Here is a 15,751-nt window from a genome sequence, read left to right on the forward strand (position 1 = left end):
AACACGGCACACAAGGGCCGCGCGATAGGGATAATGCAGGCATACGCCAAGAGGCCAGGATTATGAGCATTAGAAATCTCGACCGTCTGTTCAAACCCCGCTCGGTGGCCGTGATCGGCGCCTCCGAGCAGCCGCAGCGCATCGGTACGCGGGTGCTGGCCAACCTGGCCGGGGGCGGCTTCGACGGCGTCATCTGGCCGCTCAACCCCAAGTACGACATGCTGCACGGCCTGCGTTGCTATCCGAAGGTGGCGGCGCTGCCCGGCGCGCCCGAGCTGGCCATCCTGTGCACGCCGCCGGCCACCATCCCCGGCCTGATCGCCGAGTTGGGCGCGCGCGGCTGCCGCGCCGCCATCGTCATGACCGCCGGCCTGGGTGAGCTCAAGGGCGGCGCCGGACGCAGCCTGCGCCAGGCCATGCTGGACGCCGCCAAACCCCATCTGCTACGCATCCTCGGCCCCGGCAGCGTCGGTTTGCTGGTGCCGGCGCTCGGCCTGAACGCCAGCTTCGCCCACATCGGCGCCAGTCCCGGCAAGCTGGCCTTCGTCTCGCAGTCCGGCGCGCTGGGCACGGCGGTGCTGGACTGGGCCAGCCTGCGCGGCATCGGCTTCTCCAAATTCGTCGCCATGGGCGAGGGCGCCGACATCGACTTCGGCGACCTGCTCGACTACCTGGCGGCCGACAGCGACACCGCCGCCATCCTGCTCTGCCTTGAACAGGTCAGCGGCGCGCGCAAGTTCATGTCGGCCGGCCGCCTGGCCGCGCGCGGCAAGCCGGTGATCGTGCTGAAGGTCGGCCGCGACCGCGAGGGCGATGCCGACGCGGTGTTCGACGCGGCGATCCGCCGCGCCGGCATGCTGCGGGTGCACTCCACCGAAGACCTGTTCGACGCCGTCGAGACCTTGGCGCGGGCGCGCGGCCAGCGCGGCGAGCGGCTGGCGGTGATGACCAACGGCGGCGGCCTGGGCCTGATCGCGGTCGACGCGCTGCTGGCCGGCGGCGCCCAACTGGCGCCGCTGTCGGCCGCCACCGTCGAGCGGCTCAAGCAGATGGCCGCGCCGGCCGCCAATCCGCTCGACCTGCTGGCCGACGCGCCGGTCGAGCGCTACGCCGGCGCCGTCGAGGCGCTGCTGCGGGAGCCGCAGGCCGACGCGCTGCTGTTCCTGCACGCGCCGACCGCCATGGTGCCCAGCCTGCGCATCGCCGAGGCGGTGGCGCCGTTGCTGCGCGAGGCCGGCAAGAACGTGCTGTCGTGCTGGCTGGGCGGCGCCGCCGTGGGCGCGGCGCGCCAGTTGTTCGCCGATGCCGGCCTGCCGACCTACGACACGCCGGAGAAGGCGGTGCACGGCTTTCTGCAGATCGCCCAGTACCGCCGCAACCAGGAGCTGCTGATCGAGGTGCCGGCGCAACTGCCGGCGGCGCCGGAGCGGGCCGCCGCGCGCGCCGTGGTGGCCGCCGCGCTGGCCGCCGGCCACCATCAATTGAGCGAGATGGACAGCCAGGCGGTGCTGGCCGCCTACGGCATTGCGCTGGCGCCGATCCGCGTCGCGGCCGACGTCGAGGGAGCGCTGGCGGCGGCCGCCGCGATCGGCTACCCGGTGGCGCTGAAGGCCAGCGCGGCGCAGCTGGGCCGCCGCGCCGACGTCGGCGGCGTGGTGCTCGACCTGGAGGACGCCGACATGCTGCGCGCCGCCGCCGGCGCCATGCGCGACCGCCTCAAGCGGCTGCGTCCCGACCTGGCCGGCACCGGCTTCGTGGTGCAGCGGATGGTGCGCCGGCCGGAGGCGCAGGAGCTGGCCATCGGCGTCCACAACGACGCCGTGTTCGGCCCGGTGATCGTGTTCGGCCAGGGCGGCATCGGCGCCGAGGTGGCGGCCGACCGCGCCGTCGGCCTGCCGCCGCTGAACATGGTGCTGGCGCGCGACATGGTCGGCCGCACCCGCGTCGCCCGCCTGTTGGGCGGCATCGGCCAGCGCGCGCCGGCCGACTTCGAGGCCATCGGCCGCACCCTGGTGCAGGTGGCCGAGCTGGTGGCCGACCTGGCCGAACTGGCCGAGTTGCAGATCAACCCGCTGCTGGCCGACGCCGACGGCGTGCTGGCGCTGGACGCCCACATCCGCCTGGCGCCGCCGCGCGCCGCCTGCGCCATGGCGATCCGGCCCTATCCGCAGGAACTGGAGCAGGAGGTGGCCTGGCAGGGCGGCGCCATTTTGCTGCGGCCGATCCGGCCGGAGGACGCGCCGCAGCATCTGGTCTTCTTCAACGCGCTCGATCCGGACGACGTGCGGCTGCGCTTCTTTTCGGCGATGCGCGAGCTGCCGCCGGCCCAGCTGGCGCGGCTGACGCAGATCGACTACGACCGCGCCATGGCCTTCATCGCCACCCGCGCCGGCGCCGACGGCCTGCCCGAGACGCTGGGCGTGGTGCGCGCGGTGGCCGACCCGGACAATTTCAGCGCCGAGTTCGCCATCGTGGTGCGCTCCGATTTGAAGGGCAAGGGCCTGGGCCTGGTGTTGTTCCAGAAACTGGTGGATTATTTCCGTAGTCGTGGCACGGCCGAACTGAGCGGCGAGGCCTTGTCCGAAAACGGTGGCGTGCAACACCTGGTGCGCCGCTTCGGCGGCGAGGTGTTGCCGCGCGAGGAGGCGGGGACGGTCGGTTTGCGCCTCGCTCTGCAGGGAACACGGCCGCGCTTGTCCTAAGTCAAAGCGGCTTTGTCGGGTTTATTTACACTTTTACTTCCGCGCTGTCCGTCAGGTGTCACAAACTTGCTGGCCAGACATACTTTCGTTGACGTCCCGCTCAGACGCCACGTTTTCCTGGGAGTCAGAATGTTAACGGCCACCTATACCCTGGTAGCTCTATCGGTCGAGCAAGCCAGCGTGCGCGTCAGCCTGCAGTCGTTTCAACAATACGTGCGCGCCAACCTCATGCAGCAAAACAGCATCACCCTGGGCCAGCTGGAATACGCCTGCGAGACCCTGAACCGCCTGTACCAGGCCTGCCACTGGCGCAAGATCGAGATGTACCTGATCCCGGCGATCCGCCAGGCCACCGAGCGGGCCGACCAGTTGCTCGACGAGCTGAGCCGTCTGAACCAGGCGGCGCTGGCGGTGATCCGCGCCATGCAGGAGCGCATCGGCGGCCTGCACGAGGGCGCCGAGGAGCAGGTCAGCCAGATCTGCGCCAGCATCGAAACCTTTTGCAGCGCCCTGTTGCAGCGCCTGGAGAAGGAGGAGAAGGAGCTGTTCGCCATCGCCCGCAGCGTGATCTGCGGCGAGGCCTGGTTCGCCATCGCCAACCAGTTCCTGCTGCACGACGCCAAGATGGTCGAGGAGCGCCGCGCCCGCTCGGCCGCGCCGATCACGCTGCCCACCGCCGCCACCGCTGCCGCCGCCACCGCCTCGGCTGCCTCCGCAGCAGCAGTTGCCTCCGCCGCCTCCGCCGCTGCGGTTGCCTCCGCCGCCGCCAAGGCCGCCTCGGCCGCAGCCTCCGCCGCCGCCATCGAGCGCCTGCTGTCGCCCCGGCTGGCCTTGCTGCCGTTGCCGCCGCTGGATATGACGGCCGACTCCCATGAACAGCTGGAGGCCCCGCTGGCCACCGGCGCCTTGTCGCTGGCCGCGCTGGACCTGCCGCTGGCCGATCCGCTGGCGCGCCAGTAAGGCCAGCGAGGCCAGTAAGGCCAGTAAGGCCAATACGGCCGGGTTGGGACGGCGGCGCGGCCGGCGCCGGCGCCGGGAATGCAGCATCGCCGGGCAAATTTCCCCTGCTTTGCTATGATGGTGGTTTTCCCCACTCATAGCTCACCATGTTCGATTTCCTATTTAAACGAGCTACCGACAAGTCCGCCGAGCCGCAACGGGCCACGGCCGCCTCCGAAGCCAGCGACGCCGCCGTCGCCCAGGCCGCGTCGCGCCGCGACGAGCAGACCGCCCGCGCCGGCATGCTGGCCGGCGACGAGGCGGCGGCGGTGGAGCTGATCCTGCAAAGCGAATTCGCCGGCGTGCGCCTGGCCGCCGCCGAACACGTGGTGTCGCAGCCTGCGCTGGAGCAAGTTTTGCTGGCCATGCGCAATAGCGACCGCCGCGTCGCCAAGCTGATGCAGGGCCGGCTGGACGCGATCCGCTACCAGCACGCCGAGCAGCAAAAGGCCCAGGCCTGCATCGCCCAGGCCGAGCGCCTGATCCAGGATGAAAAATTGACACCGAACATGGTGGCCGACCTCGACCGCCAATGGTCCGTCACCGCCGCCGCCGCCGAGCAGGCCGAGCGCTTCGCGCCGCTGCGCGTGGCGCTGGCCCAACGGCTGGAAACCCAGGTCAGCCTGCAACGCACCGTCATCGACGCGCTGGCCGAGCTGCGCGCGCTGCCGGCCGCCGGCCTGGCCCCGGCGGCCGCCGCCCAGACGCTGGAACGGCTGCGCGCCGGCCACGCCAGCGCCTTGGCGTCGGCCGAGCTGACCTCGCTGCCCAAGCATCTGCTGAACGACGTCGCCGCCGCGCTGGAACTGGCCGGCACCGCCCTGCAGGCGCTGGAACAGCATCAAGCCGTCTTCGACGCGCGCCAGGCGGCGCTGGCCGAGTGGCAGGCCGCCGCGCCGGACAGCCTGCACGCCGAGCAGCTGCGCCGCGCCTGGCAGGCGCTGGGCCAGGTGCCCGCCGGCGAACTGGCCGCGCGCCAGCAGGCCGAGTTGGACGTGGTGCTGGCCACCGTGCTGGCCGCCAAGCCGCCGGTGGCTCCGGCCGAGCGCAACGCGAAGACCCGCGAAGCCAATCCGCCCCACGGTGCCAACACGGCCGCTGCCACTGGCGCCAAGCCGGCCAAGGACGGCAAGCAGGACAACAAGCGAGACGGCAAGCAAGACAACAAGCAATTCATCGAAACGCTGGACGCGATGGAGGCGGCGCTGGAGCAGGGCCTGCTGCACGCTGCCTCCGAGCACGACAAGTGGCTCAAGGAGCACAAGGGCGGGCGCCTGACGCCGGCCCAGTCGGAGCGTCTGGCGCACGTGCGCGCCGAGCTGAAACGCCTGGGCGACTGGGCGCGCTGGGGCGGCAACGTCTCGCGCGAGGAGCTGGTCAAGGCGGTCGAGGAACTGGCCGCGCAGGGCCTGGCGATGAGCGAGCTGGCCAAGAAGGTGGGCAGTATGCGCGAGCGCTGGAAGGCTCTGGACGCGGTCTCCGGCCACGCCCCCAAGGCCCTGTGGGAGCGCTTCGACGCGGCCTGCAGCGCCGCCTACGCGCCGGCCGCCGCCCACTTCAAGCAGCTGGCCGAGGAGCGCCACCACAACGCCGCCAAGGCCCAGGCCCTGATCGACGAGGTCAGCGCCATGGCCGGCACCGAGCACGCCGACTGGAAGCAGGTGGCCGCCGCCGCGCAGCGCCTGCGCCAGGTGTGGGGCCGCCTGGGCACCATCGACCGCAAGGAAAAGAAAAAATTCGACAGCGCCTTCGACCAGGCCATGAACGCCATGATGGCGCCGCTGGCCGAGCAGCGTTCGCTGGAGATGGCGCGCCGCGAACAGCTGATCGCCGAGGTCGAGGCGCTGGTGCCGCATGATCGTGGCACGCTCGACGTGATGCGTCACCTGCAGGAGCGCTGGCAGGAGCAGGCCAAGGCGCTGCCGCTGGAACGCAAGGCCGAGCAGGCCCTGTGGCAGCGCTTCCGCGCCGCCTGCGACCATGTCTTCGCCCAGCGCAAGGAGAGCGCCCACGCCGCCGACAGCGAACGCAAGGCCCACCTGCACGCCCGCGAGGCCATCTGCGCCGGGCTGGAAACGGCCGCCTTCGACGGCGCCGACAAGGCCCAGCTGGCCGCCATCGCCGCCGCGCTGCGCGAAGCCGCCAGCGCCTGGCACGGCGCCGGCGCGGTGCCGCGCGCCACCGAGGCCAAGATCACCCAACGCTACCAGGCCGCCGTGGCGGCCGTGCAGGCCCAGGCCGACGCCATCAAGCGCCGCGCCGGCGCGGCCCAGGCCAACGCCCTGCGCGACAAGCTGCGCCTGTGCCAGCAATTGGAAGTCACGCTGGGCCAGGACGGCGCCAGCGCCGACCAGGCCGAGTGGAACGGCCGCTGGCAGGCCCTGCCGCCGCTGGCCGCCGAGTACGAGCGCGCGCTGCACGGCCGCTTCAACGCCGCGCTGCTGGCGCTGGACGGCCAACGCGGCCGCTACGCCGAGCAGCTGGAGGCCAACCGCGCCCGCCTGCTCGACGAGGTGCTGCGCCTGGAGATCGTCGCCGGCGTCGACAGCGGCGCCGAGTTCGCCCGCGAACGCCTGAAGATGCAGGTCGAGGTGCTGCAGTCGTCGCTCAAGTCCGGCCAGAAGCCGCTGACCCAGGCGGCCCAGTACCTGCAGCTGTGCGCCATGCCGGCGCTGGCCGACGACCGCACCGCCAGCCGCATCGAGCAGCTGTTCCGCCGGATCGGCGCGGCGGAGGCCTCGTGAGCGGCGCGGCGCCGAACCAGGTGCGCATCCAGGAATGGGACTTCAACCTGACGGCCGAACTGGCCAAGCTGCGCGCCGACAATCCCAAGGTCGGCGCGGTGGTCAGCTTCGTCGGCACGGTGCGCGACCTGAACGAGGGCGCCGAGGTGGCGCAGATGGAGCTGGAACACTACCCCGGCATGACCGAGCAGTCGATCGGCGCCATCATCGAGCAGGCCAAGCAGCGCTGGCCCATCTACGGCGCGCTGGTGATCCACCGCGTCGGCCCGCTGCAGCCGCTCGAACAGATCGTGCTGGTGGCGGTGACGTCGGCGCATCGCGGCGAAGCCTTCGCCGCCTGCGAGTTCATCATCGACTTTCTGAAGACCGAGGCGCCGTTCTGGAAGAAGGAACACACGCCCGACGGCGCGCGCTGGGTCGACGCCCGCGTCAGCGACGAGGCGGCGCTGGAAAAGTGGAACGCCGCCTGACGCCGCCCGGCTGCGCTTGAAAAACCCACAGGCGTACATCCGGGGTCGGACCCGGCGGGTCCGACCCCGGCTTCCGCCCGTGGGTGGTTTGGTGGCCGCCGGCGCCTCGCATGGGTGACTGTCGGGCTATTTGACCCAGATCATGGAAATGTCATTTAAATAGTGGTCTCCTTGAAAACGGAACGCGCAGCCCAACCTGTAGCGCTAAGTCAAATTCACCGGAGCACTTCCATGCGGCAAGACAAACTCACCACGAAATTACAGGAAGCCCTGGCCGACTCGCAAAGCTTGGCTGTAGGCAACGACAATCCCTATATCGAACCGGTCCACCTGTTGACGTCCCTGCTGAACCAGGACGACGGCAGCGCCCGTTCGCTGTTGCAGCGCGCCGGCGTCAACGTCAACGCGCTGAGCAATGCGCTGAAATCGTCGCTGGAACGCCTGCCCAAGGTCTCCGGCACCGGCGGCGACGTGCAGGCCAGCCGCGAGTTCATCGCCGTGCTGAACCTGGCCGACAAGGAAGCGCAGAAGCGCAACGACCAGTTCGTGTCCAGCGAAATGGTGCTGCTGGCGCTGACCGAGGACAAGTCCGACGCCGGCAAGCTGGCGCGCGAGAACGGCCTGAGCCGCAAGTCGCTGGAGAGCGCCGTCGACACCGTGCGCGGCGGCGCCAAGGTCGACTCGCAGGAGGCCGAGGGCCAGCGCGAGGCGCTGAAAAAATACACCCTGGACCTGACCGAGCGCGCCCGCGCCGGCAAGCTCGACCCGGTCATCGGCCGCGACGACGAGATCCGCCGCGCCATCCAGGTGCTGCAACGGCGCACCAAGAACAACCCCGTGCTGATCGGCGAACCGGGCGTCGGCAAGACCGCCATCATCGAGGGCCTGGCGCAGCGCATCGTCAACAACGAGGTGCCCGAATCGCTCAAGGGCAAGCGCGTGCTGTCGCTCGACATGGCGGCCCTGCTGGCCGGCGCCAAGTATCGCGGCGAGTTCGAGGAGCGCCTCAAGTCCGTGCTGAAGGAACTGGCGATGGACGAGGGCCAGACCATCGTCTTCATCGACGAAATGCACACCATGGTCGGCGCCGGCAAGGCAGAGGGGGCGATGGACGCGGGCAATATGCTCAAGCCGGCGCTGGCGCGCGGCGAGCTGCACTGCGTCGGCGCCACCACGCTCGACGAGTACCGCAAATACATCGAGAAGGACGCCGCGCTGGAGCGCCGCTTCCAGAAGATCCTGGTCGACGAGCCGACGGTCGAGGCCACCATCGCCATCCTGCGCGGCCTGCAGGACAAGTACGAGTTGCACCACCAGGTGGCCATTTCGGACGCCGCCATCATCGCCGCCGCCGAGCTGTCGCACCGCTACATCACCGACCGCTTCCTGCCCGACAAGGCGATCGACCTGATCGACGAGGCGGCGGCGAAGATCAAGATCGAGATCGACTCCAAGCCGGAGGTGATGGACAAGCTGGAACGCCGCCTGATCCAGTTGAAGATCGAGAAGGAGGCCGTCAAGAAGGAGAAGGACGAGGGTTCGCGCCGCCGCCTCGGCCTGATCGACGAGGAGATCGTCAAGCTGCAGCGCGAGCTGAACGACTTCGAGGAGATCCTCAAGGCGGAGAAGGCGGTGGTGCAGGGCAGCACCCACATCAAGGAGGAGATCGAGCAGGTCAAGCTGCTGATGGAGCGCGCCACGCGCGAGAGCAACTGGCAGCGCGTCTCGGAACTCCAGTACGGCAAGCTGCCGGAACTCGAGGCCCAGCTCAAACAGGCCGAGAAAATCTCCAGCGTGGCGGCCAGCGCGCCCAAGCTGCTGCGCACCGAGGTCGGCGCCGAGGAGATCGCCGAGGTGGTCTCGCGCGCCACCGGCATCCCCGTCTCGCGCATGATGCAGGGCGAGCGCGACAAGCTGCTGCACATCGAGGAGAAGCTGCACGAGCGCGTGGTGGGGCAGGACGAGGCGATCGTCGCGGTGGCCGACGCCATCCGTCGTTCGCGCGCCGGCCTGTCGGACCCCAACCGTCCGTACGGCTCCTTCATGTTCCTCGGCCCCACCGGGGTCGGCAAGACGGAGCTGAGCAAGGCGCTGGCCGGCTTCCTGTTCGACACCGAGGAATCGATGATCCGCATCGACATGAGCGAATTCATGGAGAAGCATTCGGTGGCCCGTTTGATCGGCGCGCCGCCGGGTTACGTCGGCTACGACGAGGGCGGTTACCTGACCGAGGCGGTGCGGCGCAAGCCGTACAGCGTGATCCTGCTCGACGAGGTCGAGAAGGCCCACCCGGACGTGTTCAACGTGCTGTTGCAGGCGCTCGACGACGGCCGCATGACCGACGGCCAGGGCCGCACGGTGGACTTCAAGAACACGGTCATCATCATGACCTCGAACCTGGGTTCGCATAAGATCCAGGCGCTGGAGGGCAGCGAGCCGGCCGTGATCAAGCTGCAGGTGATGGCCGAGGTGCGTTCGCACTTCCGTCCCGAGTTCATTAACCGGATCGACGAGATCGTGGTGTTCCATGGCCTCGACGAGAAGAACATCGGCGCCATCGCCAAGATCCAGCTGAAGATTCTGGAAAACCGCCTGGCCCGCATGGAGATGGGCTTGACGGTGAGCGAACAGGCGCTGCAGCGGATCGCCGAGGCGGGTTACGATCCGGTGTATGGCGCGCGTCCCTTGAAACGGGCGATCCAGCAGCAGATCGAAAATCCGTTGTCGAAGCAGATCCTGGCCGGCACCTTCGCGCCGAAGGACACCATCCGCATCGACGTGCGCGACGGCGCGCTGGTGTTCGAGGCCGGCGGCAGCTTCGCAGCCGGCGGCTAGCCGCCGCGCGCGGCGAAGAAGGCCGACGGCGTGCTGCCGAAGGTCTTCTTGAACATCGCCGAGAAGGCCGACTGGCTGGCGTAGCCGAGCTGCTCGGCCACCTGCGCCAGCGGCATGCCGCGCGCGATCAGCGCTGCGGCGTGCGCCAGCCGCACCTGCTGGCGCCACTGCACGAAGCCCATCCCCAGCTCGCGTTCGAACAGCCGCGCCAAGGTGCGCGCCGAGGCGCCGGCCCGCGCCGCCCATTCGTCCAGGGTCAGCGGCGAACCGGGTTGGGCGATCAGCGCCGCGCACAAGCCCTTCAAACGTTTATCCTGCGGCAGCGGCACGCGCATCGGCCGCGTCGCCGAGCGGCCCACCTCGTCGAGGATCAAGGCGATCAGCAGCGGCTCGCGGGCGTGCGCCACGCCGAGGTCGAGCTGCTCCAGCGCCGAGATCAACTCGCGCAGCAGCGGCGACACCTCCAGCACCTCGCACTCGGCGCCGGGGAAGGGCGCGTGCTCGGCCTGCACCCACAGCGGCCGCAGGCGGGTCTTCTGCAGCACCGTCACCTCGTGCACCACGTTCGGCGGAATCCAGATCGCCCGCAACGGCGGCACGATCCAGCTGCTGTTGTTGGCCGTTACCCGCACCACGCCCTCCATCGCGTAGGTGATCTGGCCCCAGGGATGCCGGTGCGGCGGCAGGTGCTCGTCGGCCTGCAGATTGCGCGCGCTCATCGTCAGCGGCCGCTGCGGCGTCGGATCGTTGCAAGGCCGGTAGTGGCTGGTGTGGGTGACGACGGGTATCGGCATGGCGGATGTAAACGAGGGTTGGCGGAATCGCGACAAAGCTTGTCTTCCTATCTTAAATCAGTCGCCCGCATTTTGCTTACACTGAGTTTCAATTGTTGAAACAGGAGTGCAAGATGAGTACAACCACACTGCGGCAGGATGCCCGCGTGATCGGCCTGGTCGGGCTGGCGCACGGCGTGTCGCATTTCTTCCATTTGGTGCTGGCGGCCTTGTTCCCCTGGCTGAAGCCCGCCTTCGGCCTCAGTTACGCCGAACTGGGCCTGCTGATGACGGTGTTCTTCGCCATCTCCGGCGTCGGCCAGGCGCTGGCCGGCTTCGTCGTCGACCGCTTCGGCGCGCGCGCCGTCCTGTTCTCCGGCATCGGCCTGCTCGGCCTGTCGGCCCTGCTGCTGGCCGCCGCCAACAGCTACACCATGCTGATACTGGGCGCGCTGCTGGCCGGCGCCGGCAATAGCGTGTTCCATCCGGCCGACTACACCTTGCTCAACCAGCGCGTCTCGGCGGCGCGGCTGGCGCACGGCTTCTCCGTGCACGGCATCAGCGGCAATATCGGCTGGGCGGCGGCGCCGCTGTTCCTGACCTTCGTCGCCAGCATGTCGAGCTGGCGCGTGGCCTTGCTGTGGGCCGCCGCGCTGCCCTTCGTCGTGCTGCTGGTGCTGGCGCTGAACCGCCACGCGCTGCGCCCCGACCCCATCGTGCGCCACAGCGGCGACGCCGGCCTGGCGCCGGCCGGCTCCTTCGACTTCCTGCGCCTGCGCTCGGTGTGGATGTGCTTCGGCTTCTTCCTGCTGACCGCCGTGGCGCTGGGCGGCATCCAGAGCTTCGCCTCGCTCAGCCTGGTGGCGCTGTTCGGCATGCCACTGGCCTGGGCCACCGGCGCCTACACGATCTACATGGTGACCTCGGCGCTGGGCATGGTCTACGGCGGCTTTTTGGCGGCCCGCTCGCGCGACCACGACCGCACCATCGTCTTCGCCTTCTCCTTCGCCGCCTTGCTGGCGCTGCTGCTGGCGCTGGCCGTCACGCCGGCTTGGCTGGCGCTGGTCATGATGGGCTTGATCGGCCTGGCCTCCGGCGTGGCCGGGCCGTCGCGCGATCTGATGATCCGCGCCGCCGCGCCGAAGAACGCCACCGGCCGCGTCTTCGGCGTGGTCTACTCGGGCTTGGACAGCGGCCTGGCGCTCGGTCCGTTGTTGTTCGGCGCGCTGATGGACGCCAACCGGCCGGCCTGGGTGTTTGTCGGCATCGCGCTGTTCCAGGCGCTGGCGATCCTGACGGCGGTGGGCGTGGGCGGCAATACCCGCCGCGCGCTGCGGCCGCAAAAAGTTTAGAATCATCCGACGCCAACACCACTGTGGAGTAACCATGAGCTTTGCGACAACCGATCTGTGCGACGACAACCCGGTCTTGCTGGAGGAGGGCGGCCTGGCCGTGCTGCCGCCGGTGTTCCAGCACTTTGGCGGGCGCCTTCAATTCAGCGGCCCGGCGCGCACCTTGAAAGTCTTCGAGGACAACGCGCTGGTGCGCGCCACCCTGGAGATGCCCGGCGCGGGCCACGTCCTGGTGGTCGACGGCGGCGCCAGCATGCGCCGCGCCCTGGTCGGCGGCCAACTGGGCCTGCTGGCGCAGGACAATGGCTGGAGCGGCATCGTCGTCAACGGCTGCATCCGTGACAGCGCGGAGATCAATGCTTGCGCCATCGGCGTGCGCGCGCTGGGCCTGCATCCGCAAAAGAGCAGCAAGAAGGGCGAGGGCGAGCGCGACGTGCGCGTCAGCATCGCCGGCGTGGCGGTCAGTCCGGGCGACTGGATCTACGCCGACGCCGACGGCGTACTCGTCGCCCGCCAGAAGCTCGGCTGATCGGGCCGACGGCGCATTTTAGACCACCCAAGGGCGCAGGCCGGGGTCGGACCCGCCGGGTCCGACCCCAGATTTTGCCTGTGGGGTTGGCCGGCACACCTGCGCCTTGACGGCGTAATACCCCCCCCCTCCCGCTGCTACCGCCCCTCTGTCGTCTGCCAGCAAGCCGGTTCAAATCGAAGCGCCGTTTTCGCCGCCTGTTTTCATCTGACGGGAAATGCATTCCACATCATGATAAATGATGTGTGGGCGCAGCATGTTTTTCTTTCACGGAGAGGAATTTCATTTCACATACAGGGAAATTAAAACTAAGCCATTGATTAAATGAGGATTTATTTTGCTTATATGTCTTATATAAGACTATGTTGCGTAACGCAAAACAGTCTATGATTTATCCAACGGAGTCGTTTTTAATTTGCACTTGAATAGGAGAACACCATGGCAACTCGTGAACAGCAAGTAGCAGCCCTGCAAAAAGACTGGGATACCAATCCGCGCTGGAAGGGTGTCACGCGCAGCTACAGCGCCGAGGACGTGGTGCGTCTGCGTGGCTCCCTGCAGATCGAGCACACCCTGGCCAAGCGCGGCGCCGAGAAGTTGTGGGACCTGCTCAACGACGAGCCCTTCGTCAACGCCCTGGGCGCGCTGACCGGCAACCAGGCCATGCAGCAGGTCAAGGCCGGCTTGAAGGCGATCTACCTGTCCGGCTGGCAGGTGGCCGGCGACGCCAACCTGGCCGGCGAAATGTATCCCGACCAGTCGCTGTATCCGGCCAACTCGGTGCCGATGGTGGTCAAGCGCATCAACAACACCTTCCAGCGCGCCGGCCAGATCCAATGGTCGGAGGGCAAGGGCGAGATCGACTTCTTCGCCCCCATCGTGGCCGACGCCGAAGCCGGTTTCGGCGGCGTGCTGAACGCCTACGAGCTGATGAAGTCGATGATCGACGCCGGCGCCGCCGGCGTCCACTTCGAGGACCAACTGGCCTCGGTCAAGAAATGCGGCCACATGGGCGGCAAGGTGCTGGTGCCGTCACGCGAGGCGGTCGAGAAGCTGACCGCCGCCCGCCTGGCGGCCGACGTGATGGGCACCTCGACCCTGGTGATCGCCCGCACCGACGCCGAGGCGGCCGACCTGCTGACCTCGGACGTGGACGACAACGACCGCCCGTTCTGCACCGGCGAGCGCACCGTCGAGGGCTTCTACAAGGTCAAGCCGGGCATCGAGCAGGCCATCGCCCGCGCCCTGGCCTACGCGCCGTACGCCGACCTGGTCTGGTGCGAAACCGGCAAACCCGACCTGGCCTTCGCCAAACAGTTCGCCGACGCGGTGCACGCCAGGTTCCCCGGCAAGATGCTGGCCTATAACTGCTCGCCTTCGTTCAACTGGAAGAAGAACCTGGACGACGCCACCATCGCCAGGTTCCAGAAGGAGCTGGGCGTGATGGGCTACAAGTTCCAGTTCATCACCTTGGCCGGCTTCCACGCGCTGAACTACGGCATGTTCCACCTGGCGCACGGCTACGCGCGGCGCCAGATGTCGGCCTTCGTCGAGTTGCAGGAGGCCGAATTCGCCGCCGCCGACAAGGGCTTCACCGCCGTCAAGCACCAGCGCGAGGTCGGCACCGGCTACTTCGACGCCGTCACCCAGTGCATCCAGAACGGTCAAAGCTCGACCACCGCGCTGCACGGTTCGACGGAAAACGAACAGTTCTTCGACGCCAAGAAAGTCGCGTAGGAGGGAATGTTTAGGGGAATGGCGGGTGCGACTCCCGCCGACTTCACAAGCCGTCACGGGAGTAGGTCCCGTGGCGGCTTTTTTTGCGCCGGCTTGCGGCAGGACAGCGGCAGGACCGCGGCCCGCGCTCAGGGCTTGGGCAGGTGCTGGATCAGGCGCTGCTGGAAGGTGCCGGCGTCGGTGACGGTGGCCATGTCGTCGTCGACATCGACGTAATGCAATTGATGGCCGGCGGCGAAGTTGACGCCGGCCTCGATGTCGCCGTCGCGCTGCGTCAGGCTGTGGCCCTGCACGGCGCCGAGCAGGTTGCCCCTGTCGTCCGTTACGATGGTCATCTTCATGACATCCCCCCGCCTTGTAGATTGTGGAAGCAGCCGCCGGCGCCCAGGTTGTGGATGTCGACGAAGTAGGTGACCACCTCGTTGTTGTCCTTGCGCTTGCGCTGATGGTCGGCCTGGTGCACCGCGCCCAGGTTGGGCGTCTTGACGTCGGCCTCGGCGAGTTGCGGGCCGTGGTCGTCGCCGTAACTGAAGTTCCAGAACGCGGTCTCTCCGGGCGCCAGGTACACCAGGGGACCGACATTGGTAAAAGCCATGATTCCCTCCAAGAAAAAAGCCCGGGCGCGGGTGCGTCCCGGCTGTTTCATCATAGGCAGGGGCGCCGGCGGCGCATTGATCCAGTCGGTGTCGCGCATGGGCTCGCTCCGGCCGGCGGGTGGGCGGGCCGGCGCAGTGGGGCGGCTTGGCCTCGGCCTCGGTGTCGGCCTTGGCCGCCTAGGGTTCGGCGCCGCCGGCGTATTGTTGCTGCAGCTTGCGCAGCGCGCCGTTCCTGCCCAGCGTGGCGAGCGCGGCGTTCCAGCGCGCCAGTTCGGCCGCCGAGGTGGCCTTGGACAGCGCGATATAGCCCTTGGAGTGGGAGATGCGCACCGGCGTGGCCTGGATCGCCGCCGCATCGACGCGGGCGTCGCGCAGCTTGTGGCGCAGTCCGCTGTCGGCCGAGGCGACCAGGTCGACCCGGCCCAACATCAGCATCTGGAAGCAACCGGCGTAATTGTTGTGGCGGTAGAGATTGCTCAGGCCGGCGGCGGCCAGCAGCTCGTCGTGGATATTCCCGTTGAGCACGCAGACGCGCAGCGCGCGGGCGTCGGCCAGGCTGCGGATGCCGGTCGGCGCCGCCGTTCTTTCGTACAGATAATCGGATTCCTCCGAGATCGGTCCGACCCAGGCGAACTTGTCCTCGCGCTCCGGCGTGCGGTCCAGATTGAACAGCACCACGTCGTCGCGGCTGCGCAGCATGGCCAAGCCGCGCGCCAGCGGCACCTCGTCGATGCGGTCGGGCAGGTCGAGCTGGGCCAGCATGGCGTGCATCAGCTCGACATAATAGGCGCGCTTGCCGCCGTTCGGCTTGCCGTGCAGCTTGCCGTCGATCAGCGCCGTCTGGTTGGCGCTGCTGTGCGTGTAGACGTGCCAATCCTGCGCCGGGGCGGCGCGGCAGATCAGCGAGAGGGAGAGCAATGACAGGGGAAGCAGGCGTTTCATCCGGGGCGATGCGGGTTCGTATGGCGATAACTTGCCTAGAATACAGCAGAATCGACTCCGCCACGGCGGCGT

General features: G+C 68.5%; 12 protein-coding genes. 8 read left to right on the forward strand and 4 right to left on the reverse strand.

Annotation, left to right across the window (positions count from 1 at the left end):
- The first annotated feature begins 62 nt into the window (after window positions 1-62).
- The 5 genes from H7U20_RS02270 (at window position 63) to clpB (ending at window position 9,750) form a co-directional block, all read left to right on the forward strand.
- Entirely contained in the window at window positions 63-2,702 is a 2,640-nt protein-coding gene (locus H7U20_RS02270; RefSeq protein WP_199517998.1) for a bifunctional acetate--CoA ligase family protein/GNAT family N-acetyltransferase, read from the forward strand.
- 129 nt (window positions 2,703-2,831) lie between these two features.
- The gene (locus H7U20_RS02275) at window positions 2,832-3,662 is read left to right on the forward strand and encodes a hemerythrin domain-containing protein (protein ID WP_199517999.1); all 831 of its coding nucleotides are present in this window, start codon (window positions 2,832-2,834) and stop codon (window positions 3,660-3,662) included.
- Between the two features lie 146 nt (window positions 3,663-3,808).
- The gene (locus H7U20_RS02280; protein ID WP_199518000.1) at window positions 3,809-6,445 is read left to right on the forward strand and encodes a DUF349 domain-containing protein; all 2,637 of its coding nucleotides are present in this window, start codon (window positions 3,809-3,811) and stop codon (window positions 6,443-6,445) included.
- On the forward strand, window positions 6,442-6,915 hold the full coding sequence (locus tag H7U20_RS02285; protein WP_199518001.1) for a molybdenum cofactor biosynthesis protein MoaE: 474 nt from the start codon (window positions 6,442-6,444) through the stop codon (window positions 6,913-6,915). Before H7U20_RS02280 ends, H7U20_RS02285 begins: the two co-directional genes overlap by 4 nt.
- Window positions 6,916-7,146: 231 nt before the next feature.
- Complete coding sequence (gene clpB / locus H7U20_RS02290) at window positions 7,147-9,750, forward strand: ATP-dependent chaperone ClpB (protein WP_199518002.1); 2,604 nt, start codon at window positions 7,147-7,149, stop codon at window positions 9,748-9,750.
- Here the strand turns inward: clpB and H7U20_RS02295 are convergent.
- A complete protein-coding gene (locus H7U20_RS02295; protein ID WP_199518003.1) occupies window positions 9,747-10,544 on the reverse strand; it encodes an AraC family transcriptional regulator in 798 nt (265 codons plus the stop codon). The two genes, clpB and H7U20_RS02295, sit on opposite strands and share 4 nt — an antisense overlap.
- Window positions 10,545-10,657: 113 nt before the next feature.
- Between H7U20_RS02295 and H7U20_RS02300 the strand changes: the two genes are divergently transcribed.
- From H7U20_RS02300 to aceA, 3 genes are all read left to right on the forward strand, one after another.
- Window positions 10,658-11,875, forward strand: coding sequence for an MFS transporter (locus tag H7U20_RS02300; RefSeq protein WP_199518004.1), 1,218 nt, complete (start codon window positions 10,658-10,660; stop codon window positions 11,873-11,875).
- Window positions 11,876-11,909: 34 nt separating this feature from the next.
- Window positions 11,910-12,404: a ribonuclease E activity regulator RraA gene (rraA, locus tag H7U20_RS02305; RefSeq protein WP_199518005.1), complete on the forward strand. Its 495-nt coding sequence runs from the start codon at window positions 11,910-11,912 to the stop codon at window positions 12,402-12,404.
- Window positions 12,405-12,842: 438 nt separating this feature from the next.
- Entirely contained in the window at window positions 12,843-14,141 is a 1,299-nt protein-coding gene (gene aceA, locus H7U20_RS02310; protein ID WP_199518006.1) for an isocitrate lyase, read from the forward strand.
- Window positions 14,142-14,269: 128 nt separating this feature from the next.
- Here aceA and H7U20_RS02315 read toward each other — a convergent pair whose 3' ends face one another.
- The 3 genes from H7U20_RS02315 to H7U20_RS02325 all read right to left on the reverse strand — a co-directional run bounded on the left by H7U20_RS02315 (window position 14,270) and on the right by H7U20_RS02325 (window position 15,679).
- The gene (locus tag H7U20_RS02315; RefSeq protein ID WP_199518007.1) at window positions 14,270-14,482 is read right to left on the reverse strand and encodes a hypothetical protein; all 213 of its coding nucleotides are present in this window, start codon (window positions 14,480-14,482) and stop codon (window positions 14,270-14,272) included.
- On the reverse strand, window positions 14,479-14,736 hold the full coding sequence (locus H7U20_RS02320; protein ID WP_199518008.1) for a hypothetical protein: 258 nt from the start codon (window positions 14,734-14,736) through the stop codon (window positions 14,479-14,481). Before H7U20_RS02320 ends, H7U20_RS02315 begins: the two co-directional genes overlap by 4 nt.
- A 178-nt stretch (window positions 14,737-14,914) precedes the next feature.
- Entirely contained in the window at window positions 14,915-15,679 is a 765-nt protein-coding gene (locus H7U20_RS02325; RefSeq protein WP_199518009.1) for a substrate-binding periplasmic protein, read from the reverse strand.
- Window positions 15,680-15,751 lie beyond the last annotated feature (72 nt).

Source organism: Rugamonas violacea (genome assembly GCF_016461825.1).
Classification (GTDB): Bacteria; Pseudomonadota; Gammaproteobacteria; order Burkholderiales; family Burkholderiaceae_D; genus Rugamonas.